This is a genomic window from Cylindrospermum sp. FACHB-282 (genome assembly GCF_014697195.1).
Classification (GTDB): domain Bacteria; phylum Cyanobacteriota; class Cyanobacteriia; order Cyanobacteriales; family Nostocaceae; genus Cylindrospermum.
The window spans coordinates 12,929-39,292 of sequence record NZ_JACJRJ010000036.1 but is presented as its reverse complement, the minus strand read 5'-3'; the positions used below and the strand labels follow the sequence as shown (position 1 = coordinate 39,292).

Genomic DNA, 26,364 nt, shown 5'->3' with positions numbered 1-26,364 from the left:
AGTCGTCCTCTTTTCTGTGACACATGACCAATGACCAATGACCAATGACCAATGACCAATGACCAATGACTAAAGAGTGGCTAATTTATGCATTAGGTGGTGGTTGGGGACATCTAACTCGTGCTTTGTCATTGGGAAGAATCGCTGCAAAGCAAAGAAAAGTGAGGATAATTACCAATAGTCCCTATGCACCGCAAATCAGCCATGAAGGTTGCTTAGTGCATTGGATTCCCGATGATGCTGGGTTTAGCCAAACTTGCGAGTATGTACGAGAAATTTTCCGCAACTTGAATAAATGCGATCGCTTAATTATCGATACTTTTCCTAGAGGCTTGGGGGGTGAGTTAGCAGATATTTTGCCCCAGATGCACCACATCCCCCGGATTTTAATACATCGGGATATTAACCCACACTATATTACCGTCAAGGGTTTGCGGTCTTTTGTAGTAGAAAACTTTGATCTGGTAATTGTACCTGGAGAAGGGAAAGACTTACCCTTTTGTGACTTACCTTGTGTGCAGCATACAGCACCTTGGTTAATGCGGAATGATTGGGAGTTACCAGACAAAGGTATTGTGCGATCGCATATTCTCAGAATTGACCAACCCGTCAAAACCATCCTCGTTTGCGCAGCCGGTCAAACATCAGAATTATCTATTTTTGGTCAACTAGCGCTACAGCTACACCAGAATTTTCCTGATTGTGCAGTCAGAATTTTAGCCCCTAATTGCCCAAAAGAATCTCCAGAAACTTTATGGGTGTCTCACCATCCGGGAATAGAATGTCTAGCAGCAGCTGATATTGTACTGGGAGGAGCAGGCTACAACACAGTTTACGAATGTGCATCTGTGGGTGTACCGTTGGTAGGACTAGCTTTTCCACGACTGTACGATCGCCAAAAAAAAAGAGCGAGCAAAGGTTACTGGGTGCGGGATATTAAGGATGCAATTGCCACTGTCAGCATCCTCCTAGAGCAAATAGAACCAACAAAATCGCCATCTGTGCCATCCTATGTTAATGGCGCAATCCAAGCGGTACATCAGATTGAACAAACCCAATAGCAAACACAATTTTCCAAACTAAAATTTAAAATTCCTATCCATCCTGAAACCATAGTGAACCTACGCCACCTAATACCAATTTTTGATGATTCCGTCTCCAGCTGGGCTTTAGATGCGCGGTTATTGCGTTGGTTAACATTTATTTGGCTGTTTGCCGGCTTAATCATGCTATTTTCAGCATCCTATCCCGTCGCTGATGCGCGTCATGATGATGGGATGTACTACTTTAAACGTCAAGTTCTTTGGGCCTTAGCTTCCTTAATCTTATTCAATATCATTGTTAATCTCCCCTTGCGGAAAATTTTGGGGATATCTCATTGGTTTTTGATGGTATTTTTAATCTTAATTTTCGTCACCCTGATACCAGGATTGGGAAAGAAAGCTTTTGACGCAGCCCGATGGATAGCCCTAGGGCCAATTCCCCTTCAACCCTCAGAATTAATTAAACCCTTTTTAGTACTGCAAAGTGCGCGGCTTTTTGGTCAGTGGGAACGATTGCGTTGGGGTATTCGCTTGGCTTGGCTTGGAGTTTTCGGTCTTGTACTTTTAGGAATTCTCGCCCAGCCTAACTTGAGTACAACAGCACTCTGCGGTATGACCATTTGGTTCATTGCCCTAGCAGCTGGATTACCTTACAAGTATCTAGGAGGAACAGCAGTCGGTGGAGTACTTTTAGCATTACTCAGTATTAGCATCAAAGAATATCAGCGTAAGCGAGTGATGTCATTTCTCAACCCTTGGGCTGATGCTACAGGGGATGGCTACCAGTTGGTGCAAAGTTTACTAGCCGTAGGTTCTGGTAAAACTTGGGGTGCTGGATTTGGACTTTCCCAACAAAAGCTATTTTATTTACCAATTCAAGACACCGATTTTATTTTTGCAATTTTCGCCGAAGAATTTGGTTTTGTTGGTAGCCTCCTGCTGTTGATACTCTTAGGATTATTCGCCACTCTAGGATTAATTGTGGCACTGAAGGCCAAACAACCAGTACATCGACTAGTAGCAATTGGTGTGACAACTGTCATGGTGGGACAATCATTGCTGCATATTGGCGTTGCTACAGGTGCCCTACCAACTACTGGCTTACCCTTACCCATGTTTAGTTATGGTGGCAATTCGATGGTTGCCAGTTTGGTAGCTATTGCATTACTAATTCGGGTAGCACGGGAAAGTAGTGAAGCTGAGGTAGTACCCTTGCGAAAGACTGAGCCTGAAAATGGAGGTAGGCGGCGGATGTTCCAGAAAAATAAAGTCTAAATATTTCGGCTAGCAGAGTGGGGATATTAACCGAAGCAATCTCAGGATTTGAGATTTTGGATTGAATAACCTCCGGTCAGTGTGTAGAGTATGTCACTAGGGGGATGCTTAGTTCATCCATTCCACCTATTCTATTTGGATAGATTGGCGCTACCTCCCAGCTAGCTAAGGCTAATTTGCGTCAGCCCATAACTCTCCTCACCTGACAAAATCTTGTTTAGCCAATTTTCACAAGAATTTATCTAATTTTGGCGTAATTTCCAGCTACGCCGATGATGTGTATTTAAGATGGGTGGTTCAAAGGTTGTCAGAGTAATGGCTAATTCAATCATGGCGATTTTCCCCTGTGGACACAATCTTAGGACATACCCATCAAGTACAAAATGTAGGGGCGATTCATGAATTGCCCCTATGGTGAATCAAGGCTTTCACGTCATTTTTACAGAAGTCTTAAATCAAACACGGGTGCTTAATGATGAGCAAATGGGACTTATTCAAATAAAATATATTGCCAAGTCTACTTTTACGTAGAAATACGATTGTTAAAATAGTGATTTATTTATCAATATATACTTAGGACATATATATATCTTTAGCAAATAAGTTGTGTAATTAAATGGTAAACAGTTTGAACCTATTCCAGAAAAAAATATATTTTCAGTCTTGCAAGACTACTGGAAAAACGCCCATAATTCAATATGAAATTAAAGAAATTTATGTAGTAGCAACGCGGGATTTAGCAAAACAATTTTTAGGACAAGACCAAACTAAAATACCAACACTCTTGTCAATGCTCTCAGATTGGGATTGGCAGATTTTTCATAGCACTGCACCTTACCCTGTTCGTGAGTTTCTAGATGCAGACCAAGATTTACTTATAGCAAGACTGACCGTTTCTCATGGCTTCACAGATGGCAGTGATTACGAAGATTATAAATATGCAATTTTACTAAAAAATAATTTTGCTAAATCCCCTAGAGAAGCTCAAGAAAAAAAAGTTAACTGGGTGATAAATTGGCAACCAAACCAGATCAAGTCATTACAAGAAAGTCTTACCATACAGTGGCAAAAAAAGTATAATCGGCTAGTTGATAAGTTTGGTGCTGTTGCAGTTTCAGAGCTTATTTCTGGAGAGGTAAAAGAGGTTAAACTCCTAACCGTTGAACGTCAGAAGACTGACTCAGAATTGGCATCTATGACCATTGAAGAGCTAATATCTTTTCTGAAAAGATGGGAGCCGGACTCTAGAGATTGTTTAGAAGAATCATCACGCCAATTGCTAGGATCTGCTTTGGCAAAACTAGCTGAAAAAAATCTTCAACGCTATGCCCAAGCCTCTGCTCACTTTACAGATTTGCACCCAATATATTTATTCAATCTGCTCAAAGGGCTGCGTCAAGGGTTAAATAATCAGCAAGGACAACAGAGAGAACAAGGACAATTTTCTTGGAAATCTGTTTTGAGTTTGTGTAGTTGGTTAGCCCAGAATTCTCAGACAACTGATAACGATTGGCGCGAATCTTGTCGAGCAGTGTTAGACTTGCTAGAACTTGGTCTGACAGATGAGCAAATCGGAATTCCCCTTCAGCTTCGGGAGGAAGTTTGGTATACCATCAAACTTTTAAATCAAGCTCAAGAACCGACGCCCAAAATATCAATTCATCATCCCTGTGAACTGGCGATAAATACAGTTAATGACCAAGGGGAAGCGATGCATACAGTTATCCGCTATGCACTCTGGATTCGCCGCCACTGGGAGCTAACATCTGAGGGAGCAGGGCAACTGGAGCGGGGTTTTGAGGAAATGCCCGAAGTTAGGCAGGTACTTGATGAACACCTTCGCCCAGAGCAAGAGTCATCCTTGGCAATTCACTCAGTCTATGGTCAGTGGTTTCCTTCGCTGATTTTACTAGATTTGCACTGGGCGAGTGAGAATGTAGAGAAAATTTTTCCTCAGGCTCAGACTTTAAGTAACCTCCGCTTTGCGGCTTGGGAAAGCTACGTTAGTTTTTCCCGTGTGAATGACAAGTGCTTCGATTTACTGCAAGCAGAATACCGCCATACAATCGAAGGGCTGAATGGAAAACAACAACTAACAAAGTCTGATGAAAGTCTTGCCCAGCACTTGATGGCTCTATATTGGCGTGGAAAGCTTGATTTGCATGAGCCAGGAGGCTTACTGGCGCAGTTCTTTGACTTGGCTCCTAGTGCCCTGCGTGGCTATGCTCTGCAAATTGTAGGGCGCAGTCTCCAGCATACACAAAATGCCATACCTACGGCAAGCTCGGCTAAAGTACCACAAATCCTCAAGCGGCTGCAATTACTTTGGGAAAGCCGTCTGGAAATAGCCCGGAATTCTACTGAACCTAGTTTATATGCCACTGAACTTGCTGCCTTTGGCTGGTGGTTCGGTTCTGGAAAGTTCGATAACTCTTGGGCGATCGCACAGATTAAACTGGTTTTGGAAGTAGTTGATCAGGTAGATTCTGACTTTTTGGTGCTAGAACGCTTGGCTACACTTGCTGATGTGCTGCCAGAATCAGCCGTGGAGTGCCTGAAATTGATGATTAATAAAGATCACAAAGGTTGGGGTATCTATAGTTGGCACGATGAAATCAAAACTATCCTGGCTAAAGCCATTCAAGGCAGCAATGACACAGCAAAACAGACTGCTAAGGCTTTAATCCACCGTTTAGCTGAACGCGGCCATTGGGAATTTCGGGATCTGCTTTCTGCTTCGTCCAAAAGATATTAAAATTTTAGATTGCCAGCGGCAAAAGCTAAAGCAGCCCACCCAGACATCAATGCTACTCCCCCCAGTGGTGCGATCGCTCCCAAGGATTTTACACCACTTAAACTCAAGGCGTACAAGCTACCGGAGAAAATCGTCACACCAATAATAAATAGCCACCCACTAGCTATTAAAGTAGTTGATGGCGATGGAGTGCGGCTAATGAGTAGGGCGACTAACAACAGTGCTAGAGCGTGGTACATTTGATAACGAGCGCCAACTTCAAAAATTTCTAGCGATCGCTCACTGAGTTTTTCCCGCAAGGCATGGGAAGCAAAAGCACCACCGGCAACAGACAAACCGCCGAAAATGGCAGCGATGGTGACAAAAATCTGTGTCATAAGACCTAGCCGTAAATTGGTGTAGAGTTAACGGGGTAGAGCTAATAATCCCTCATTGGGACTTTAATTAGACATCAAAATGATATGATACTGCCCCTTCCTCATTCACTTTAAAATTTGCATTGAATTCTTTAGCTTTCTCATCTAAATATTGCCTCGCAGTAGCTGCTGGTAGTTGTGACTGCATCGCAAAACCTAAAACAGTGACGCGCCCATGATTTTGTTGCAGCATTTGATAAAATTGTGATTGTAAGCGATCGCTTGCTTGTTCCTTCAGTGCTTTTTTATCTTGTCGGCTTTGGCGGTACAATCCTAACGCTAACCATCCCCCCAGCAGCGTGCTAGGAATACCATAAATTATCCCACAAACGATAGTATCATTAATCTTTTCAGGGGTATTTGGTGCGGGAAAATCATATTCGTCTTGGGGATAGACAATCACCGGAGGTTTAGCAGTCTTCTCAACTACCGCTGAGACTGACATCGTTAAAAACATGAATCCGAGTGTGAGTAGCCAACCTGCGGCCAATTTTTCAGGAGTTTTCATATTTTTTTTCTGATGTAAACCTTGCTTGCGATTTTAACCTTACTTCCTCGAAGCTTCCAGTAATATTTTAAATGCCGTGTAACTACCCAAATCGCAGCAAAAATATAGTATTTATTTTGCTGCGATTGTCACCTTATTTACGTGTTGCTTCCAACAGGCGAGAAAAGTAGAAGCGAGTTTTAGTCATCGACTGGCGTTGTATAGAAAAACCGTTACTTTCTAGGATTTTCACGACATCAGCCTCCCGGTGTAAATAAGCGCGAGTTGCCTTACTTGGGCCAGGAAAGAAACTACCAATTTTTTTGAGTATAGTCAGGGCGCAGGTTTTTGGTGCAAAACTCAGAATTATCCGCGATTGCGCCAAAGAACAGAGGTGAGAAATCATTTCATCTGCTTTTTCTTGGGGGTAGTGGATGAGAACATCCAAACAAATGACGGTGTGATAACTACCACTCAAAGATTCCAAATCCTGCACAGCGAAAGTGGGATTTTCGGCATTTCCCAAAGTGGCTAAACCTCTTTCCTTGGCTTCTGTCACCATTTTTTCCGATATATCGCTGGCATATATCTTGGCGCCATCTGTTGCTAGGGGGATACTCAAACTACCCACACCACAGCCTGCATCGCAGATTGATAATTCTGCTAAATTGTTATCAGCTTTCAGCCAGCCGATGACTGTATCCACGGTTTGCTGGTGTCCATTACGGATGTCTAGCTGGACTTTGTTAACTTCGCCATCACCGTAAATCCGTTTCCAGCGGTCAAACCCTGTAGAATTGAAATACTCGCGAACTATCGTTTTATCGTCGGCTGCGTTCATGAGGCTTAATCTGTAATGGTTCCCAATCTTTCAAATTATAGATTTTTCAGGATGATATCTCACGCAAAGACGCAAAGATGCAAAGTTTAGCCTAATCTTTGCCAAGTTAGTTCTTTTGTAGCTTCATCGTCATGCCAGCGCAATAAACTGGCGGGTTGATTTGGGGAAATTCTGGGTAAGCTAATTGCCAAGCGGGGTGCATCTGTAGCCAGGAAAATGGCATTTTCAACATCACAAATCCCCCACTTCACCAAATTTTGCACTCCGATCAATAAGGGTAAAGTCGTCCCCGATAAGGTGCCATCTGCTAATCTAGCTGTGCCATCGATAATTTCAATTTGCCGACTATCCCAAGGATACACCCCATCGGGTAATCCCAAAGGAGAGAGGGCGTCGCTAACGAGGAATAACCCTTTACTGGCACGGAGGAGAATTTGCAACATGATCGGCGAAACGTGCTGTCCATCTGCAATCAAGCTACATGTCACATCAGGATGGGTAATTGCTACGCCTAATAACCCTGGTTCGCGGTGATGCAATGGTGGCATAGCGTTGAAAGCATGAGTTACCATTGTGGCGCCAAGTGCAAAGGCTTGTTGTGCTTGCTCTGCAGTTGCTTGAGAATGTCCTAAACTGACGGTAATTCCTAAAGAACGCAAATATGGGATTACTTCCCCAGTGCTGTCTAACTCTGGTGCTAAGGTGATGACTTTGACAACATGAGCATAGTCACCTAAAACCCGTTTCACTTCATTCATGGTTAGGGGTAACAGGTACTCTGCTGGATGTGCGCCCCGTTTACCGTAGTTTAAAAAAGGCCCTTCTAGATGGACTCCGAGGATCTTTGCCCCCGGCGCTGCTGTAAGATTAGCAATAACGGCTAGCGATCGCTGAATATTTTCTACAGATGTTGTCACCAGGGTTGGTAAATATCCATCTACGCCGACATCCCACAAAAATTGGGAAATGTCTTGGAGTATGTGAGCATTTTCAGCTGATAAATCGGGAAAGGCTAATCCTAATGCGCCGTTAATTTGCAAATCAACACCTCCCAAGGAAATCCAGTCACCAGCAACATCCAACACTGGCAAATCCTTGGCTGGTACTGTACCCATTGGCAGAATTTGCTCAATTATGCCGAATTGGTTAATCCGGAGCATCTGCAAATCTTGATATCCTGGTACCCGTGCGTTGATAATATCTAGGTTGGTCGGCATCAAATTTTGTGTGGCTTTGCTCATATAATCTGACTTACGTGGTATTTATCAAGATAAAGTTTAATTTTTAATTTTTAATTGTTATGAGTCCCCAAATTGGTATTATCATGGGCAGCGATTCCGATTTGCCCACAATGAAAGAAGCGATCGCTGTTTGTGCAGAATTTGGCGTTGAGTACGAAGTGGCGATCGTTTCTGCCCATCGTACCCCACAACGGATGGTGGAATATGCCCAACTTGCACACCAACGCGGGCTTAAGGTGATTATCGCTGGTGCCGGTGGCGCGGCTCATCTTCCCGGCATGGTAGCATCTTTAACCCCACTGCCTGTAGTTGGCGTACCTGTAGCCACCCGTAACTTACAGGGCGTTGATTCATTGTATTCAATTGTCCAAATGCCGGCAGGTATCCCCGTAGCTACAGTGGCGATCGGTAATGCTAAAAATGCCGGACTTTTGGCAGTGCAAATTTTGGCTACTCAACAACCAGAATTAATGCAAAGAGTCCAAGAATATCGCCAAAGCCTATCCGAATCGGTAATAGCAAAGCAAGCCAAACTCGAACAACTCGGTTATGAGCAATATTTAAAACAGATGTCATAGAAATTTCACTGTAATTGTCTCATGATAACAGCCTTCGCAGAGATATACTTTAGAGTAACTTTCTTTACTGGTTTTCCAGTAATTACTTTGCTGTTTACCGTCTTTTAATGGTGATCGAAAGTAGTCAAATTTGTATAAAAGTTAATATAAATCTGATTCCTATATTCTGGACACAGCAAATGCCGATGCTGTAAGGAATATAGTTGGTTTTTCTGATGTTCTCATAGTATTAGTTGCCACAAAACTGCAAAAAATGTATTGTTCGCTACAGATTTTTTTATTTTTTTAAATAGAAAATCAGTCAAATTTATCTGTTTATGCATAAGCGAAAAATATCATCTTTTTCGCTGAATCACTTTTGTTGATAGGAATTAAAACACCTGGAAATATAAGAAAAAATAAACAACTGACAAAGACCATGAGACAATTCTTGTCCAAAACTTTTGGTTAAAACCTTGTTTAATTACCCTAATTAAATTAATTTGTTTTGGTAAGCATTTTTAGAACTTAAATTACGGCTTTGCGAGCAGGAAAAACAGCAATGAATAAGCGTATTAGACCCTGGCACCGCCTACTGGCGCTGGCGATTGGTTCAATGGTGTTTGCCGTTTGTGCGCCGACAGTTGTCCAAGCGGCAGATCCTCCAACCCTCAACTCTCTAGCAGACACTACAGCGAAATTACAAATTTCCATTGACACTACTTGGGTACTGCTAACTGGGTTTTTAGTATTCTTCATGCAAACCGGCTTTTCGATGTTAGAAGCAGGTTTGCTCCGCCAAAGAGGTGTAGTTAACGCCTTATTAGAAAACTTCGTTGATGCTGCTGTCACCATTTTAGTCTGGTGGGGTGTCGGATTTGGTATTGCCTTCGGTACAAGTGCAGGCGGATTTTTTGGTACAGATACCTTTTTCCTCAGTCAGCTACCAGTAGATGGTGTTTTCCCAATGGGCACAGTACCAGGGATTCCCTCACAGCTAAATGCCTACACCTTATTTTTCTTCCAGTTTGCCTTCGCTGCAACTGCCAGTACCATCACCACTGGTTCGATGGCTGGAAGAACAGACTTTATTGGTGACTTAATCTATAGCGCTGTGATGGGGGCCATCAGCTACCCAATCATCGTCCACTGGGTTTGGAATGCTAACGGCTGGTTAGCCAAAATGAGTTTCCATGACTTTGCTGGTAGTTCTGTCGTTCACAGCGTCGGTGGTTGGACAGCCCTAGTTGGTGCTTATTTACTTGGCCCGCGTCCTGGACGTCCGGCTTGGGGAACAATCCCACCAGCCCATAATTTGGGTTTAGCGACCTTGGGAACCATGATTCTCTGGTTTGGCTGGTACGGTTTCAACCCAGGTTCCACCCTCGGTACTGGTAATCCTGGCTTAATTGGTTTAGTTACTATCAATACCACCATTGGGGCTGGCGCTGGTGCTATTGCGGCGATGCTTTATCAATACTTACGTTCAGGTAAGTGGGATTTAGTTTATTGTCTGAACGGTTCTCTGGCAGGATTAGTGGGAATTACTGCTGGTTGCGCTTTTGTTGCACCTTGGGCTTCAGTGGTAATTGGACTCACTGGTGGGATTTTGGTAGTGTGGGGGATTGATTTTGTGGAATCACTCCACATTGATGATCCAGTGGGAGCCTTTGCGGTTCACGGTATCAACGGTATGATGGGTACGATCGCCATCGGCTTATTTGGTCAGTCAGAACTGACACTGAACAAAAAAGCTGGGTTATTTTTAGGCGGTGGCTTTGACTTGCTCTTAGTACAACTTTTGGGTATAGTGGCGATCGCACTTTTCACCATTGCCTTTGCCTTTTTGATGTTTGGTGGTCTGAAGGCTATCGGCCACCTGCGTGTAGATCCCGAAGCCGATCGCATTGGTATTGATGCTTATGAACACGGCGCGACAGTTTGGCCAGATGTCTATGCAGTTGAGCAATTTGTCGAAGAAGAAGAAAAACATCGCTCTCAGAAACCTGGAGTCGGTAGCTTTGAGGGTGAATAAATCAGCAACACTTTGAGATTAAAAGTAAAAAAATCCACGGTAGTTAAAGTGTTTTGCAGAGATTGTTGGCACTTTCTACCGGATTTTTTTTGACAAGCCTACACTGTAGGCTGGCATCAATCTAGAAGTATGTCACGTTCATCCCAGACTTGCAACTCCAAATTTTGGAGATAGGTTAGCCCATTTTGAATTTGGGTTTCTGTTCCTTCTAACCCCAGTTTAAACCAACCATCGCCAACAGCATTGGCAGCCAAAAGCGCCGCCGTGATATTCACAACTAGTCCGTAGTCAGATACCAGGCGAGAAATTACAGGTTCCTGATGATAGTCGTTGGGAATCCTGACCTGAATCTGTTTATGGGTAAGGGTATTGTGATCACTAGCCATATCAAAAATTAACTGCTTGGTTGTGCTATTCAACATCTTTAATGCGGGTTTTCCGTTCGAGAATCTCCTTCAGTACTAAAGTTACGACTGCTAGCAGTCCCAAGAGTACAGCCGCAGAGAAGGCAGCTTCCGTTTCATACTGTTTGTAAGCATCCTCAACAAACAGTGGTAGACTCTGGGTTGTATTACCAATATTGCCAGAGACTACAGAAACCGCCCCAAATTCACCCATTGCTCTGGCATTGGTTAAAATTATCCCGTAGAGTAAGCCCCAACGGATGCTGGGCAGGGTAACCCGCCAAAATATCTGCCAATCGTTTGCACCCAAGGTTTTAGCAGCTTCTTCTTGGTCGCTGCCGAATTCTTCTAACACAGGAATTACTTCCCTAGCAACAAAGGGCATACTCACAAATGCTGTAGCCAGCACCATGCCGGGAAAGGCAAAGACAACCTGAATATTATGCTCTTGGAGCCAAGGGCCAAACCACCCTTGTCGCCCATACAGTAGCACAATCATTAATCCGGCCACCACCGGCGAGATGGAAAAGGGGAGGTCAATAATGCTCAAAATTATAGCGCGACCGGGGAACTTATGGCGAGCGATCGCCCAAGCGGCACATAGACCAAACACCGTATTTATCGGCACTGCAATCACAGCCAGTATCAGCGTTAGCCAAGCTGCATGCAGAAAGGCAGGGCGTGTTAAGTTGGCAAAAAATGGGCCTACTCCCTTGTGGAAAGCTTGGACAAAAACGTTGATCGCTGGGATATATTGAACTAGGGCTAAATAGGCGATCGCAATACCAATCAAAACCGCCGGTACCCAACTTTGCTCTTGTTTGGCTCTATCTCTGGTCATATCGTCTCGCCCAAGCTTGTAAGAAATTAATTGCCAGTAGCAACACCAAGGAAATTGCTAATAAAACCATGCCAATTACAGTTGCACCAGAATAGTCATACTGCTCTAAACGTTGGAAAATCAGCACAGGTGCGATCAAATCTTGAAAAGGCGTATTGGAAGAGATAATCACCGTTGAACCATACTCCCCAACGGCACGGGAGAAACCCAAAGCCACACCAGTCAAAATTGTGGGAAACAAAGGCGGCAAAATCACTTTCCAGAAAGTTTGCCATTGAGAAGCCCCCAGAGACCAAGCAGCTTCTTCAATTTCATATTCCATTTCTTGAAGCACAGGTTGCACAGTCCGCACCACAAAAGGCAGTGAGATAAATATCATCGCCACCCCTACACCCAAGCGGGTAAAGGATACCTTAATACCTAGTGGCGCCAGCAGTGAACCAATCCAGCCATTATCACTGTAAACAGTTGCCAGTGTTAGCCCAGCAACCGATGTTGGCAGGGCAAAGGGTAAATCCACTGTGGCATCAATTATGCGTTTCAGGGGAAAGTCATAGCGCACCAAAACCCAAGCTATCAGAGTCCCAAAGACGCCATTGAGCAAAGCCGCGAAAATTGACGTGACAAAGGTGACATTGTAGGTTGCTAGTGCGATTTCACTAGTAGCGATTTCCCAAAACCTAGCAGGAGGTTCAGTACTCGCTTTCAGAAACATGGCAGCGATGGGAAGAAATAACATCACACTCAGGTATCCCAGAGTAATTCGCCAAGTCCAAGGAAGGCGAATTAACTGCTCCAAGAATACCTTCCAGACAGGAGTTTTACTGTCAATTTGCACAGAAGGAGATAGACTCATAAACAATTCAAAATTAAAAAGAAGTTTTGCCAGTTGTCGGTTCTGTTTCTACTGTTCACCAAATCGTAGCTAAGAAAGCGATAAGCTTTGCTCTGCAACTCTACTAGGCTTCTAAGCTGCAACCTAAAATTCAAAATTAAGTCTTTCATTTTGAATTTTTAACTCCCCCATTTGGCTAACGGTGACTCACGATTAGGGGGTTGACTAATTACCGTTTCTTTTGGGCTTGAATCTTGTCAAAAAGAGCGCCGTCTGCGAAGAAGTTCTTATCGACAGCCTCCCAGCCGCCAAGGTCTTGAACCGTACCCAGAGTTTTCACTTTAGGAAATTTATCTGCAACTTCCTTGGTTTGGGCTAAAGTCTCATCCGCCGGTCGGAATCCTAATTTGATAAACTCCTGCTGTGCCTCTGGAGTATAGAGAAATTTGACAAAACCTTCAGCCACTTCACGGTTACCGTGCTTATCGACGTTTTTATCTACTACGGCGATGGGATTATCGATGGAAATGTTGACATCCGGAACTACATATTCAACCTTTTCTCCCTTTTGTTGTGCCAGGATAATTTCGTTTTCGTAGTTGATTAGGGCATCTCCCTGACCTTGCTTGGCGAATGTATCCGTGGCTTCGCGAGCATCTTTCGTCAGAATTGGCACATTGTTGTAAACCTTTGTCACAAATGCGGTAGCTTTCGCCTCATCTCCCCCGGTTTTAATCACGGAATTCCACAGCGCCAGAAAATTCCACTTAGCAATACCTGATGTTTTGGGATCGGCGGTAATTAGTTTTACCCCGTCTTTTTCCAAATCTGCCCAGGTCTTGATACCTTTAGGGTTACCTGGGCGAGTTATTAATGCTGCCACCGATCTGGAGACAATGGCATTGTTGGGGACTTCCTTCTCCCAACCAGGCTGAATCAATCCAGCTTTTTCAATCTTTGCGGTATCCCCTGCCAGTGCCAAGTGGACAACATCTGCTTCCAAACCATCAATGACGGCGCGAGTTTGAGAACCAGACCCACCATAGCTTTGCTTAAATTCGACGGTTTGGTTATGTTCTTGCTTCCATCTTTCCACAAATTTAGGAATGATGGCTTCATGTGCTGCCTTGGTGACGGCAAAGGACACCAGGGTTAGTTCTACTTTGTCTTTATTGTTGGCGACAGGATTAGCCGCAGGGGTATCAGCCGTAGAGTTGCTGACATTTCCACCAGAGCAGGCGGCAAGCGCCACACTCAAGACCGTCCCTACCAAAAATAATGATACAAAGCCTTTGAGCGAATTCAGCCTGAACCGATTGGTTCTCTGTTCAGCAATAAGTTGCAATCGTTTCAGTTGGCGCTGCCACAAACTCATTTTCTCTCGTCCTCTAAATCTACAGTTAATCGGTGGGAATACAGTATATATAGTTCATGGTGATGTATGATTGCAAGTATCTGATCGTCAATGTGGGAAAAACATCACATTTCTGATAGGGAATATGGGGATTGTAGCAGTTTGATAGAGAATTTAAATTACTTTGACTAGAAATATCTCTGGTAGTTCTAGCCCTCAAGCCTGTGCTGTAGTAGTGCTGCAATCGCCTCCGACGGCTTCATTAAAGTTATCCTTTCATTGGACATTGGACGGGTTTTCCCCAAGGGGCACTCCGTGCGATCGCATTTATGAAGAGTTATTTAACTAGCGAAAGTTAAATTTGCAATTCTTAATCTCTCTTTAACTTTTACTTAATTTTGTCAAGGGGAAGGACCATCCAAACTTTAAGGACTATGAGTACCGCACCGTACAGTACAAGAAAGTTAATGTTTTTACAATATTTATTTGGAGATGGATATTAAGCTAATTCAAATATCTCTCAAGAAAGATGCTAAGGGGCTTTTTCAGCCTTTATATTTCCTAATATTCAATGGCTCCGGCAAATTTTCAGAAGCCTCGCCTGGTGGTACGCACCCAGGGAAGGGATTACACAACCCTACAGGAACTTTGGTGTTTATCCTTAGTTTCCAATTCTGCTGTACCAAAAATCTATCAGTAACACTGGGCTATGAATGGCTTGGTAGTGACTCTGATAGTCTAAACCCATTAGCTCCGGCAACACTTGTAGTAACTGTATTTTAGCTAGTGATGAAGATCACCTGACTTCACGGTAGCAATCATATCTTGGCTTAGTTCTTCCTCATAATATGAAAAATACATCTTATCTACTATTTCTTCAAGACAAAATTACCAATGATCAATATCAATATAACAAATATCCGTGATTATACTGATTGAAGTTTTCTAAACAAAACTTAGCATATCGTAATATGTCGAGATAAATTTTCATTCTGCCAAATCAATTAGTGATCAAAGGTTAGAATTATGACTAATGAAACACTTATAGAATCGAACACACTATTTATTATTAATGAATTCAAAAAATGTTCGCAACAACAATATAGTGGGGAATTAAAAATTACAAGTTCCCAGGGAAATAAATGGACTTTTTATTATCAACTGGGACAACTAGTTTGGGCGACAGGAGGGACTCATCCCGCTCGTCGTTGGCGTAGAAATATAGCTAAAAATTGTCCCCAAATTGATATTGCTCAGGTAGAGCTAACCTCGGAAGATTTATTAATAGATTACTGGGATTATCAACTCCTGGAAAAATTATATAAAAAACAGCAAATCCAACGGGAACAAATCAAGGCTATTGTGGACAATACAATAGCAGAGCTTTTATTTGATCTAGTTCAACAAGCAAATTCTACCTCTTTGAGTTGCGATGGGCTACGCCTCGCCAAAGGCCAACAACAAGTGAGGTTAGAAGCACCAATCAGTTCCACTTGTGTAAGTATAGCTCTCAAGCAAATGCAAGACTCCTGGCAGAAATGGTCAGAAGCTGGGTTAGGGAGTTTTTCTCCTAACTTAGGAGTAGTTCTGCGGAAACCAGAGCAACTCCAGCGGCAGGTAAGTCCAGCTGTCTACAAAAACTTTGCCAAGTTCATCAACGGCAAATATAGCCTCTGGGATTTAGCAGTGAAAATGAAGCAGAGTGTATTGCCAGTTACACGTTCATTGCTTCCCTATATCCATCAAGGAATTACTGAACTGATAGAAGTACCCGACTTGCCCTTACCACGCACTAAAGTCAAACACAACTATAACTTTACACAACCAAGGACAAAGAATGCTCCACTAATAGCCTGTGTAGATGATAGCCCCCAAGTCTGTAAAATGCTAGAAATGATTATTGGCTCAAATGGGCTGAGGTTTATCAATATTCAAGATCCTGTGCAAGCTCTACCAATTCTCATTCAGAGTCAGCCAGACTTGATTTTTTTGGATTTAATGATGCCAGTCGTCAACGGATACGAACTCTGCGCTCAGTTAAGACGGAGTTCTGTTTTTGCCAATACACCGTTGGTGATTTTAACGGGTAGTGATGGTCTTTTTGATAGAGTTCGGTCTAAGGTATATGGTGCTACGGACTTTATCACTAAACCAGTAGAAACTGATAAAGTAATGGGGATAGTGGATAAGTATTTACAGACTGACTCAAGAGTCAATCACACATATAATTTGGCACTTTCTTATTAAGAGATTTGTCCGGGCAAAAATCAGCAAATATTTCGTTTTCACCCTGGTAAAGTAGGATTTTTGATGGAGTCGATCCAACGCCCTCCTATCCAGACTTCAGCGGTAGCCCATCCCGAAATACTAGCAATTCTCCTGGTTGGATTGGTGTCCAAACTTCGTTATCGGTGAGGGGGGTGGTGGCGATGACAGCGACGCGATCGCTCTGTGAAGTCAACTCCCGAAAATCTACGGTCATGTCTTGGTCAATCAAGTGAGCAGCAGCAAATGGTGCTTGCCGGACAATATAGCAGAGTTTGGTTGAGCAGTGGGCAAAAAGGTGTTCTCCATCTGACAGCAAGTAGTTAAAAACGCCTATTGATGCTAAAGTTTCTGTGATTTTATAGAGTACCGGGTACAGTTCTTCTAGGGGAGGCTTACCTTGAGGAAAGTGCGATCGCAATGTTTCTAACATCAAGCAAAATGCTTGTTCACTATCGGTATTACCCACAGATTGAAAAAAGCCCCTGTTTTCAGGATGAAAATTTGGCAAATTTCCGTTGTGGGCAAACACCCAATAACGCCCCCACAGTTCGCGCCGGAAAGGATGACAATTTTCTAAGACGACTTCACCTTGGGTAGCTTTGCGGATATGGGCAATTACATGGGTAGAGTGGATGGGATAACTCCGGACTAACTCTGCCACTGGAGAGGCTACAGAGGGTTTGGCATCTATAAAAATGCGACATCCTTTTTTTTCAAAGAACGCAATCCCCCAGCCATCGCGATGATCATCGGTTTTTCCTCCCCGTGCAGAAAAACCTTCAAAGGAAAAACAAATATCCGTTGGCACATTGCAATTCATTCCCAGCAGTTGGCACATCGATGTAGTAGCTCTGAATTTTAAACTAATGGCTGTGGAACAAGATACTTCAGAATGCTGCATCTATTTTGGTGCGATCGCTGCAATCTTCACAATTTATTGGTGAAATATTCCAACTATTGAACAGGGCTACCAAGTAATCCTTCTACCCAACCAATTCGCTTAAAATCGTCCCAAAGCCAGTTTTATACCAACTCAGTTGCGGAATTTGGTTTAAATATATCAAGACTGCTGAATTTTAACTACGCCAAAAGATTGTAGCGGCGGATTTCCGGTGGTGTAGCGACCAAAGCCTCTAATTTAGCAGCAGCTGCTTGAAAATGGGGTGAGGCTAGATGAACCTTAAGGGCTTCATCAGATGCCCATTCTTCTACAAAAGTAAACTCTGCGGAGTCAGCCTGGTTTTGCAAGAGTTCATACTTAATCGCACCTGGCTCCTGTCGGGTTGGCTCAATCAATTCTAACAATAGAGCTTTTAGCGCTTCTATTTTGTCAGGTAAAGCATTAAAACGGGCAACAACGCAAAGAGTTTGGTTAGACATTAGTAAAATTGGTAATTGGTCATGGGGGATTAGGCATTAATTACTGCATCACCCCTAATACCTATATTATGGTATTTACCATGTAGCGTCAGATGTATTCCAGTAACCCAGTGTAGTTGGTTATTAATATAGATATATGGACAAACGCTATTTTTTACAGATTAGTGCCGCATTAGTGGGCACAGCCTTTTTGTTTCGCTATATCAATCGGAGTTCAGAAACTATGGCAACTTCCAAGACTGAGTTTGAAATTACTAAACCTGAAGAAGAGTGGAGTAAGACTTTAACGCCGGAACAGTTTTATGTATTGCGGAAACATGGGACAGAACGCGCTCACACCAGCCCACTGGATAAACAATATGCTCAAGGCACTTATGTGTGTGCAGGGTGTGAACTGCCACTATTTACATCGGATACTAAGTTTAACAGTGGTACTGGCTGGCCCAGCTTCTTTAACCCCATTGAGGGGGCGATCGCCACTACCGTAGATCGTACCTTGTTTATGACTAGAACTGAAGTACATTGCAGCCGCTGTGGTGGGCATCTAGGTCATGTGTTTAACGATGGCCCTGCACCCACTGGTAAACGCTATTGCATGAATGGGGTGGCGCTGAAGTTTACTCCGGCGTAATCAATCTAGAGACGTTGCATACAACGTCTCTATAATTGCCGAATATAGTTGTTTTTGCACATAAATATTCAGCTTGGCTCAGTAAATATGCCAACCATATACTACTCCCGCGTGATTCATCTGAGTCACATAATCGACACAGGTATTCCTCAATGGCCGGGAGATTCCCCAGTGGAATTTTCCTCCGTTGCTGAAATCCCCAAAGATGGCTATTACCTGCGGCGTTTTTCCTTAGGGGAACATAGCGCCACTCATATTAATGCCCCTAACAGTTTTGATAATTCAGGTATCGGAATTGACCAATACCCCGCCCAGTCTTTGGTCGTACCTGCGGTAGTTATAGATATTCGCCCAGCAGCAGCAGTTAATTTTGATACTCATGGTGTAGACTCTGGACAAGACAGCACTTTTGCAACTAACCATCTGGTACTAGCACAGCCACGTATTGTCTTGGAGAATCTCACCAATTTAGATCAGCTACCACCCCAAGGTACTACTTTGGTGATTGGGGTTCTCCGGTTGCGCGATGGTTCAGGTTCTCCGGCTGCTGTGATGGCTTTTTTTTGAAAAAATTCAATGCCTGCCAAAAACATCACTTTTTCACTAAAATGTATGCTGTAGCATATTCAGGAAGTTGGCTAATGTGCGCCCCAAAATCTTTATGATTCTGAAAAATACCTGCCAAAAAATCGAGTTGATGAAGATTGGGTAAAAATGCACCACCTGTATCGGCAACAACTCCCATTTGCAGCTGTTTACGTCCCCCTTGATTATGCTCAATTATAATCACTTTACCTAAACCAATATTTAAAACATCTCCAGCAAAAGTCACTCCTGGCTTGATGGAAATTTTCGCATCTATCTTGTATCCATAACCTTTGATATCGTCAACCTTTCTAAAATACCAATAACGCTTTTGGGCTGTTGCTTTTAACCCTCTAATGTAAGATATTCCATTGTTTCTATCTACATTAAATAATCCTTTAGAACCATCTGTAAAATTAATCAGTATTGTTCCTTCCATCAATGCTTCTTCTAAACCAGAACGGGTCAAATAAGCCAGGGGTTCAACCTTACCAAATTCTCTACCACCAGGCTCATAAATTCCTGACAAAACATCTTGCTTTGTGTATTTTTCATAAAACTTGCCAACAGCAAAATTTTCTTTTAAACTATAGATAGGTATTTTATAAGTAGAAGTTTTTGTCCGAGAGCCTGGATGAGTAAAAACAGCATATTTTGTAATTCTTAACTGCTTCTGACTCTGGTTTTTTGGGTTATTAGCAGACCATTTAATGACTCGGAAATTGCTATTAATAAAATCAGAGTTTTGTAAACGACTAGCTCGATTATTGGCAATATCCTCCCTTAAGACATTCACCATAAAATCTAAAGTCTTGAGAATATCTTCTACAGTCACTCCTTGAGTACCCAAAATTCCTGTACGTAAAATATCTGGGTCTTCCACAGCGTAGTCTTGAAAATATTTTCTGGTATTCGAGAGAACAGTTAATAAATCTGCTTGATTAAAATTTACCTTAGTGGTTGGCAGTTTTGTTGGAGTTAAAATTTGACTACCATTAATGCTGAATTTATATTTTTTCCACTCATCGATTACTTGATAAGGTGCAGATGTAGATGCAGAATATTTTCTAGATAAAGGTTTATCTTGCGTTTGTTGCGGAATAACAGGATACAGAAAATTTGTGGTAACTGTACTAACAGATTGAATTAAACCAGGAGAAGTCTGTGATTGTGGTGAGGTAACATTTTCTTGCTGAGTAGCAGATAAATTCTGTTTATCGTAATTTTTTGACTGAGTATATAGATGGCTCTTAGCTAAACTAATAAGCACTAAAGCAGAAATACCTAGTGCATTGCGTAGTTTTTGACTGAATAGGATGCTCATAAGTAGTAATTTCATTTGCTCAATAAATAAACTCTATTAATTTTAGCTCTCCTTCGGAAACATACTTCAATTTTTTATCTCTTAGGGGAGCCGGATGGTCTATTGTAAATGAGACAATTTTCAATTGCTTAACTTACTCATCCATCTCTTTTAATGTAGCTAATGCTGAAGGAGATAGCCGACTGAGATAGCGGAATATCCAGTATTTAAATATCGTGTTTAAAATTACCGGAAATGTAGCGATAAAGAGAAATATTGCGCTTCTACTCGCTGGTATTCCCAAATGGGTTGCTAAATTTTCAAGGATAATCTCCCAGCCATGGGGTGAGTGGAATCCTACAAACATATCTGTGAACAAAATAATTATAAAAGCCTTGGCACTATCACTGAGACCATAGACAATTTCATCGAGAAAAGATTTCACAATCAAAATTTCTTTTTTGCTCGAAGCAATAACGATGCCAAAAGCAATCAGTGATATCAAATCCGCAAAGACATTGCTGACAGCTTCAATACTTTGATTCCGAAATTTACCTGCTATTTCAATGGCTTTGTTTTTAATCTTTTCTTCTATTGCTGCTGGCAAATTTTCTGGTGTTTGAAGAAGTAAATTTTCAAACTTTAATTTATTTTCAAAAATTTTTAATTCACTGAGAGCTTCTGTTTCCATTTCCGAGTTGAGGAAAATCCGAGTTGTATTTTCAACTCTAATCCTCTCTACTATAGGATTGACTAAAAGTTGCTTAGAAAAATCCTGAGTTAGCAGCGGCACAATAATGAGAAGTAATAAAAATTTGATCGCACTTCTTGTCCGATTTGTAGAGATTCGGTAATTTCTCACAAATCGTTCTTCTGCTTGAGGTGAAAAATCTCGTTTAATTTTATTTATGGTGGTGCCAATAGACCTTGGCAATACGCTATTTTTCTGAGATAGAGATGGCATTTTAGTGCCGTTATCAGATGAATTTGACTGTTCATTGACCACCTGACGGTTAATTTGTAGTGGTTGAGTATTTGACAATAAGCTACTATTACTAATTGGTTGATATTTTTGATCATACTTGGATATTACTTCATCAATAAATTTGAGATTTTTTAACAAAAGGGGATTAGATATATTGATGAAGGTACGACTCAAATTAAATTCTCCTAATCTAACCTTGATAATAGTTAAATTTTTATCTAAATATACCTGCCAATAAGACATCTCAGTTTCATTAAATGTTCCTGATTCAGTAGATATCTTTTGGCTGTCAAATTGTTCTATTTCAATTGTTCTAATGATTTGAGCCGCTTGGTAAGCTTCTAAGACCGATCTTTCTGGTGTATCCAAACACCATTGCTTAAATCTGTGCCAGTAATCTGTAATTTTTGCGAAAAAGGGTGCTTTCATTGCGGATATTTTTGATTTATATATGTTGAGAATATGATTAGATATTATCCACTATTTTTTTAGATAATTTAGGTATAGGACTTATGCATTGACAAAAATGGTAAATATGAACATCAGTTTTATTCATTGAAAGTCCTATAGATTGTGCGTTAGGGAACGCACACTACGGGGAAAGTTGAGTAAAGAGACGCATCCAAAAAGCCGCAAAAGAGGGTAAATTTTTACGGTGCCTAAGTCCTAGTATATGAAGGATACTTTAACAGATTCATATCATCACAAATTAGTTTTAATTACCTACTTTTCTGTTAAGTCCAAAATCAGGTTAAACCATAATAATTACAACTAAACCGCAAACAAGAGTTTCAAAATCTCTTTGTATGCGGTTCGCTACACTTACCCGCTTAGTATTGGCTCATGAAGAAGCATCGCTTTCTTTGGAAAAAGGTTGCGTCACGCAAGTCCAACTAACTTTTCGCTCAGTTCCCACATACGTTCAGCTTTGTCATCATCGCTTGCTTCGGCAGAGACTTCTTGAAGAAAAGATTTGCCTTGTTTTTTCTGTCGATTTCCCCAACTCCAATAAGCACCAGATTGGCTGTATGCAGGATCTGAGACTACTTCCGCAACCCGCTTGCCAGATTCCTCTTCGGTCACGAAACCGCCGGTGATGTACTTCTGGAAAAGTGGGAAGAGTTTCTGAAATAAGGGATAGTGGTTTCGGAATAGGGCTGTTGTAGCTACACATCCGGGATAGAGAGAACTGAAGGTGATGCCGTGTGACTCGTGATAGCGCCGATGCAATTCTCTCATGGTCAGTACGTTGCAAACTTTGCTGTCTTTGTAAGCTTTGACAGGCTCAAACTTCTTACCGTCAATCATGACGTGGGGCCCTTTAAATCCGGCTGCAAAGCCATCCAGATTCCCTAAGTCCGGACGCGGCGGAATTTTTCCTCCCAACTCTTTGGGGTTGTGCGTCACGGTTCCCAAAATGACTAATCTTGGCTCTGAGGATGATGAGTTTTTCAGGTCTTCAAGGAAGAGGTTACACAGGAGAAAATGACCGAGGTGATTTGTGGCAACGCTCAATTCATATCCGTCTACGCTTCGCAATGGCTCCTTGATTAAAGGCATATATATTGCGGCGTTGCACACCAAAGCATCTAGGGATCTACCGCTTGCCCTGAAGTCCTTCACAAACTGTCGAACACTCTCTAAGGAGGCTAAGTCGAGGTGCATTATTGTGTAGCTGTCGTGGGGCATTTCCACGGCTTGGGCAGCGGTTTGGGCCTTCGATAAATCCCGACAGGCCATCACCACGTGCCATTGCCCCATTTGGGAAAGAGCTTTCGCGGCTTGCAAGCCAACCCCCGATGAGGCACCCGTGATCACGACTGTTGACTTCCGATGTTGTTCCATTCTGTTCAGACTTCGTTGACTGTCGTTGACTGTTTACAAAGTACACGGTAAGCATAAAGCTCAGACACGAAGAGTGCTGAGATATAAGCGACTCGTGCGCTTTAGTCGCCTAATTCCTGGTGAACGTGATAATATGAGAATTAAGTCGAAAATACAAGTATAACTAAACAAGGTAAAAACTTAACTGGATTAGTTGAGTGCGTAGTCACGCTTAACGGTGTAGCAGTTTAGGAAAGCTAGATTTTGATTAGACTTAAAAGCCACAAAAATTAATTGAGTACGGTAGGGATACGGTCATTTAAGCTTTAGGAGAATTGACCTCTACTCCGGTTGGAGTAATCCAGCAGTAGCAAGTTGGCTCGTTGATTAAAGAATCGAGGGCATCTTTAGACGCTGAGAGTGTTCAATGATCTCATATGATGTCGGGCAAATTGCTTGTGATATGTCATGGCGATATCGCTATGGGGGTGCTGTTACCCATCGCAACAAAGTGGGGTGTAAAGCCTTTACCTAAGCTGTATTGGCTATATTTTCAAAGCAAACAACGACAACAAAAACCGATCTTCACTCTATTTTGAAAAAATCTTTGTAGAGAAGATTATAGTGGACTTTCCTTTATGCAAGATTATCAGGATCTACCCCTAATTCCCGCAATTTTTCGGCTAATTGTTGGGCGCGTTGAGCTTCTTGTTGGGCGCGTTGGGCTTCTTGTTGCGCTCTTTGTTCAGCAAACTTAGCCCTTTGTTCTGCAAATTGTACTTGCTGTTGTGCTGTGGTAATTTGTTCTTGTGGTGTTGGGTAACGCTTGCCTGCTTGGTCATACCAGTACATCCATTCCCTGGTGACACCGCAATAGTTTCCCCGTTCACAACCAATTCCTAAGCCAATTTCTGGTAGCCAAACTGGGTTTCCTGGCTGTAACTCGTACTTGCCATTAACTAATTTATGCACTTCTAGGTGTGGTTTGCGACGACGACGAGAAGAATAAATCACATAATAAAGAATACCTAAAGCTGCATATTCTTCTAATTTTGTGCTATATTCTTTGCGATAATTTTGGGAAACTACCTCTAATACGAAAATCGGGAGAATGTTTTCATCCCATAATACATAACTAGGGCGCAGTTCTTCATCATAAAATCTTTCTACCCCTAAACTTAGAAACCCATCGGGGACAATTGGCGGTTTATCAGGGTGATAATAAATTCCCATATCTACCGCAAAAAACCAGTCCATTTTATCTGCCCATAGTAGGAGCAATATGGCTTTGAGTAAACCTGGTATTAATTCTTGTAGTTCATTATCCACAGGTGTTTCGTCAGAGTCGGGTAGTTCTTCGGCTGAGGGTAAGTACCTTGGTAGGTTTAAATTTAACATGATGAGTTGTTCTAAGCACTTATAATAAGTATAAACAAATCTAACTGGCAAATCCTTTATATATCTTGTTCCCGGCCTATGTCCTACTGATACAAATGCGCCTAAGGCACCCTAAAATCATATTTATGTTTTTTTATAAATTATTAATTGTAAACACTATTTAATTGCTATATGAGTCTAAGTCTGTGCATGATTGTGAAAAACGAGGAGGCTGCACTGCCTAAATGTTTGAGTAGTGTGAGAAATGTTGTAGATGAAATTGTTGTTCTAGATACAGGTTCTAGCGATCGCACTTCTGAAGTTGCCAAAGGTTACGGGGCAAAGGTTTATGATTTTCAATGGTGTAATGACTTCAGTGCTGCCCGGAATGAGGCGCTAAAGTACGTTACAGGTGACTGGATTTTGGTTTTAGATGCCGATGAAATGCTAAAACCGGAAATTGTGCCAGCATTGCAAGAAGCTATCAGCAGTGAGGAATATCTGCTGATTAATCTGGTTCGTCAAGAAGTTGGGGCGGAACAATCACCTTATTCTATGGTTTCTAGGCTATTTCGCCATCACCCAGATATTCGCTTTGAACGTCCTTACCATGCTTTGGTGGATGACAGCGTGGCGGCAATTTTAAGGCAAGAACTCCATTGGCAGGTAGGCTATTTACCAGGAGTGGCAATTCTCCATTCAGGATATCAAAAAAAGGCGATCGCACAATTCAACAAATTTGCTAAAGCTCAAGCCACAATGGAGGAGTTTCTCGCTACCCATCCTCATGACCCCTATGTGTGCAGTAAGTTAGGGGCATTGTATGTGGAATCTGGGAAAATCGCCCAAGGGATGGATTTACTGACGCGAGGAATCGCCGTGGCTGAGGAAAATTATGAGATTTTGTACGAACTGCACTACCATTTGGGCATTGCTTACAGTCATTTGCAAAATTCCCCAGAGGCAATTTTCCAGTATCAAGCTGCCATTAAGTTGCCGATTTACCCGATGCTGAAATTGGGAGCATACAATAATCTGGGCAATTTACTTAAAGCATCTGGAGATTTTAACGGTGCAAAAACAGCTTATGAAACAGCTTTGAAGATTGACCCCAATTTTATCGCCGGACATTATAATTTGGGGATGATATTTAAGGCTTTGGGTTTGTTTACAGATGCGATCGCATCTTACCAAAAAGCCATCCGCTTAAATCCCAACTATGCCGAAGCTTATCAGAATTTAGGGGTGGTGCAGCTGAAGGTGGGCAATATTAAAGCTAGTTTGACTGCCTTTGGAAATGCGATCGCTATTCACAAACAGCATAACCCCAAAGAGGCGGAACGATTACGCCAGGGATTGCGAGAGATGGGGTTGCTGTGAACTACCAGCCCTAAAACTCTAACTTAGGATTTGAAGTCAAAATCAAAGACGAGGACAGCTTCGATGCATGGATTGAGTTCTGCTTTGACTCTTTCGTGTTCGGGGTGAGGGAGATAGACATCTCTAGCCTCAACACTGACAAAAGTCATGAGAAATCCGTGAGTGTAGCCTTGGTTTAGTCCTTCGGGGCTAGAATTTGGCCCACCAGAAAAGTGGGTAATACCTGGAATCAATTGCTGAAGTTCTGCCAGTAAGCCGAACAAATAAGTAATTTGCTCAGTTGTGACTTCTTCTTTGAAACTTAGTAGAACTACGTGTTGAACTTGTGGCATTTTGGGAAATTTCAAAAAGCTTGTCTTAATTAATTTCCCATAAGTGAGTAATGGAAGTCTAGAACAAAGCAACTGATAATCAGTAAACCAAAAAGTTTTTTCCCGAAGAGCGATCGCTAGAGTATTCGTAGCTGTTGATACTTGCAAATAGAGAATATTCTAACCAGCAGACATAGTATAGATTATGATTACTTATGATTAACTAGCCGAAAATT

The 26,364-nt window shown here is 42.2% G+C and carries 25 protein-coding genes; 10 read left to right on the top strand and 15 right to left on the bottom strand.

The genetic code is table 11. From position 1 onward, the window contains the following. The first annotated feature begins 65 nt into the window (after positions 1–65). The 3 genes from H6G32_RS18145 to H6G32_RS18135 all read left to right on the top strand — a co-directional run bounded on the left by H6G32_RS18145 (position 66) and on the right by H6G32_RS18135 (position 5,073). A complete protein-coding gene (locus H6G32_RS18145) occupies positions 66–1,061 on the top strand; it encodes a UDP-N-acetylglucosamine--LPS N-acetylglucosamine transferase (protein WP_190460755.1) in 996 nt (331 codons plus the stop codon). A 54-nt stretch (positions 1,062–1,115) separates the two neighbouring features. Then, entirely contained in the window at positions 1,116–2,318 is a 1,203-nt protein-coding gene (locus H6G32_RS18140; protein ID WP_190460754.1) for an FtsW/RodA/SpoVE family cell cycle protein, read from the top strand. 616 nt (positions 2,319–2,934) lie between these two features. After that, on the top strand, positions 2,935–5,073 hold the full coding sequence (locus tag H6G32_RS18135; protein ID WP_190460753.1) for a hypothetical protein: 2,139 nt from the start codon (positions 2,935–2,937) through the stop codon (positions 5,071–5,073). Here the strand turns inward: H6G32_RS18135 and H6G32_RS18130 are convergent. The 4 genes from H6G32_RS18130 to nagA form a co-directional block, all read right to left on the bottom strand. Next, entirely contained in the window at positions 5,070–5,450 is a 381-nt protein-coding gene (locus H6G32_RS18130) for a DUF423 domain-containing protein (RefSeq protein WP_190460752.1), read from the bottom strand. The genes H6G32_RS18135 and H6G32_RS18130 overlap by 4 nt on opposite strands. 67 nt (positions 5,451–5,517) lie before the next feature. After that, the gene (locus H6G32_RS18125) at positions 5,518–5,997 is read right to left on the bottom strand and encodes a hypothetical protein (RefSeq protein ID WP_190460751.1); all 480 of its coding nucleotides are present in this window, start codon (positions 5,995–5,997) and stop codon (positions 5,518–5,520) included. A gap of 133 nt (positions 5,998–6,130) precedes the next feature. Further along, the gene (bchM, locus tag H6G32_RS18120) at positions 6,131–6,817 is read right to left on the bottom strand and encodes a magnesium protoporphyrin IX methyltransferase (protein WP_190460750.1); all 687 of its coding nucleotides are present in this window, start codon (positions 6,815–6,817) and stop codon (positions 6,131–6,133) included. Positions 6,818–6,903: 86 nt separating this feature from the next. Beyond that, positions 6,904–8,058: an N-acetylglucosamine-6-phosphate deacetylase gene (nagA, locus tag H6G32_RS18115; protein WP_190460749.1), complete on the bottom strand. Its 1,155-nt coding sequence runs from the start codon at positions 8,056–8,058 to the stop codon at positions 6,904–6,906. Positions 8,059–8,117: 59 nt separating this feature from the next. Between nagA and purE the strand changes: the two genes are divergently transcribed. Both purE and H6G32_RS18105 read left to right on the top strand, forming a co-directional pair. After that, complete coding sequence (gene purE / locus H6G32_RS18110; RefSeq protein WP_190460748.1) at positions 8,118–8,636, top strand: 5-(carboxyamino)imidazole ribonucleotide mutase; 519 nt, start codon at positions 8,118–8,120, stop codon at positions 8,634–8,636. Between the two features lie 541 nt (positions 8,637–9,177). Next, positions 9,178–10,650, top strand: a complete 1,473-nt coding sequence (locus tag H6G32_RS18105; RefSeq protein ID WP_190460747.1) for an ammonium transporter — start codon at positions 9,178–9,180, stop codon at positions 10,648–10,650. 116 nt (positions 10,651–10,766) lie between these two features. Here the strand turns inward: H6G32_RS18105 and H6G32_RS18100 are convergent, their stop codons facing one another. The 4 genes from H6G32_RS18100 to H6G32_RS18085 form a co-directional block, all read right to left on the bottom strand. Beyond that, positions 10,767–11,036: an NIL domain-containing protein gene (locus tag H6G32_RS18100; protein ID WP_190460788.1), complete on the bottom strand. Its 270-nt coding sequence runs from the start codon at positions 11,034–11,036 to the stop codon at positions 10,767–10,769. A gap of 25 nt (positions 11,037–11,061) precedes the next feature. Further along, positions 11,062–11,895, bottom strand: a complete 834-nt coding sequence (gene cysW, locus H6G32_RS18095; RefSeq protein ID WP_190460746.1) for a sulfate ABC transporter permease subunit CysW — start codon at positions 11,893–11,895, stop codon at positions 11,062–11,064. Then, positions 11,882–12,751 (bottom strand): sulfate ABC transporter permease subunit CysT, encoded by an 870-nt coding sequence (gene cysT, locus H6G32_RS18090; protein WP_190460745.1) that lies wholly within the window; start codon positions 12,749–12,751, stop codon positions 11,882–11,884. The genes cysW and cysT overlap by 14 nt, the downstream gene beginning before the upstream one ends. 208 nt (positions 12,752–12,959) lie before the next feature. Next, complete coding sequence (locus H6G32_RS18085) at positions 12,960–14,105, bottom strand: sulfate ABC transporter substrate-binding protein (RefSeq protein WP_190460744.1); 1,146 nt, start codon at positions 14,103–14,105, stop codon at positions 12,960–12,962. Positions 14,106–14,268: 163 nt separating this feature from the next. Between H6G32_RS18085 and H6G32_RS18080 the strand changes: the two genes are divergently transcribed. Both H6G32_RS18080 and H6G32_RS18075 read left to right on the top strand, forming a co-directional pair. Continuing rightward, positions 14,269–14,433 carry a hypothetical protein gene (locus tag H6G32_RS18080; protein WP_190460743.1) on the top strand — a complete coding sequence of 55 codons (165 nt, stop codon included), beginning with the start codon at positions 14,269–14,271 and terminating at the stop codon, positions 14,431–14,433. A gap of 677 nt (positions 14,434–15,110) precedes the next feature. Further along, positions 15,111–16,331: a response regulator gene (locus H6G32_RS18075; RefSeq protein ID WP_190460742.1), complete on the top strand. Its 1,221-nt coding sequence runs from the start codon at positions 15,111–15,113 to the stop codon at positions 16,329–16,331. Between the two features lie 85 nt (positions 16,332–16,416). Here the strand turns inward: H6G32_RS18075 and H6G32_RS18070 are convergent, their stop codons facing one another. Both H6G32_RS18070 and H6G32_RS18065 read right to left on the bottom strand, forming a co-directional pair. Further along, positions 16,417–17,190 (bottom strand): class II glutamine amidotransferase, encoded by a 774-nt coding sequence (locus tag H6G32_RS18070; protein WP_190460786.1) that lies wholly within the window; start codon positions 17,188–17,190, stop codon positions 16,417–16,419. 242 nt (positions 17,191–17,432) lie between these two features. Next, a complete protein-coding gene (locus H6G32_RS18065) occupies positions 17,433–17,732 on the bottom strand; it encodes a putative quinol monooxygenase (protein ID WP_190460741.1) in 300 nt (99 codons plus the stop codon). Positions 17,733–17,868: 136 nt separating this feature from the next. Here H6G32_RS18065 and msrB point away from each other — a divergent pair, with 136 nt between their 5' ends. Together msrB and H6G32_RS18055 are read left to right on the top strand one after the other, a co-directional pair. Then, positions 17,869–18,363, top strand: a complete 495-nt coding sequence (gene msrB, locus H6G32_RS18060; RefSeq protein WP_190460740.1) for a peptide-methionine (R)-S-oxide reductase MsrB — start codon at positions 17,869–17,871, stop codon at positions 18,361–18,363. 87 nt (positions 18,364–18,450) lie between these two features. Next, positions 18,451–18,930, top strand: a complete 480-nt coding sequence (locus H6G32_RS18055) for a cyclase family protein (protein WP_190460739.1) — start codon at positions 18,451–18,453, stop codon at positions 18,928–18,930. A 25-nt stretch (positions 18,931–18,955) separates the two neighbouring features. Here the strand turns inward: H6G32_RS18055 and H6G32_RS18050 are convergent, their stop codons facing one another. From H6G32_RS18050 to H6G32_RS18035, 4 genes are all read right to left on the bottom strand, one after another. Next, the gene (locus tag H6G32_RS18050) at positions 18,956–20,272 is read right to left on the bottom strand and encodes a hypothetical protein (protein WP_190460738.1); all 1,317 of its coding nucleotides are present in this window, start codon (positions 20,270–20,272) and stop codon (positions 18,956–18,958) included. A gap of 133 nt (positions 20,273–20,405) precedes the next feature. Continuing rightward, the gene (locus H6G32_RS18045; RefSeq protein WP_190460737.1) at positions 20,406–21,665 is read right to left on the bottom strand and encodes a proton extrusion protein PcxA; all 1,260 of its coding nucleotides are present in this window, start codon (positions 21,663–21,665) and stop codon (positions 20,406–20,408) included. Between the two features lie 450 nt (positions 21,666–22,115). Then, on the bottom strand, positions 22,116–23,081 hold the full coding sequence (locus tag H6G32_RS18040; RefSeq protein WP_190460736.1) for a protochlorophyllide reductase: 966 nt from the start codon (positions 23,079–23,081) through the stop codon (positions 22,116–22,118). A 615-nt stretch (positions 23,082–23,696) separates the two neighbouring features. Beyond that, positions 23,697–24,458 carry a Uma2 family endonuclease gene (locus tag H6G32_RS18035; RefSeq protein WP_190460735.1) on the bottom strand — a complete coding sequence of 254 codons (762 nt, stop codon included), beginning with the start codon at positions 24,456–24,458 and terminating at the stop codon, positions 23,697–23,699. 171 nt (positions 24,459–24,629) lie between these two features. On the opposite strand from H6G32_RS18035, the gene H6G32_RS18030 reads away from it, so the two are divergent. Then, on the top strand, positions 24,630–25,817 hold the full coding sequence (locus H6G32_RS18030; RefSeq protein ID WP_190460734.1) for a glycosyltransferase: 1,188 nt from the start codon (positions 24,630–24,632) through the stop codon (positions 25,815–25,817). A gap of 23 nt (positions 25,818–25,840) precedes the next feature. Here the strand turns inward: H6G32_RS18030 and H6G32_RS18025 are convergent, their stop codons facing one another. Next, a complete protein-coding gene (locus H6G32_RS18025; RefSeq protein WP_199328153.1) occupies positions 25,841–26,296 on the bottom strand; it encodes a Dabb family protein in 456 nt (151 codons plus the stop codon). Positions 26,297–26,364: the final 68 nt, after the last annotated feature.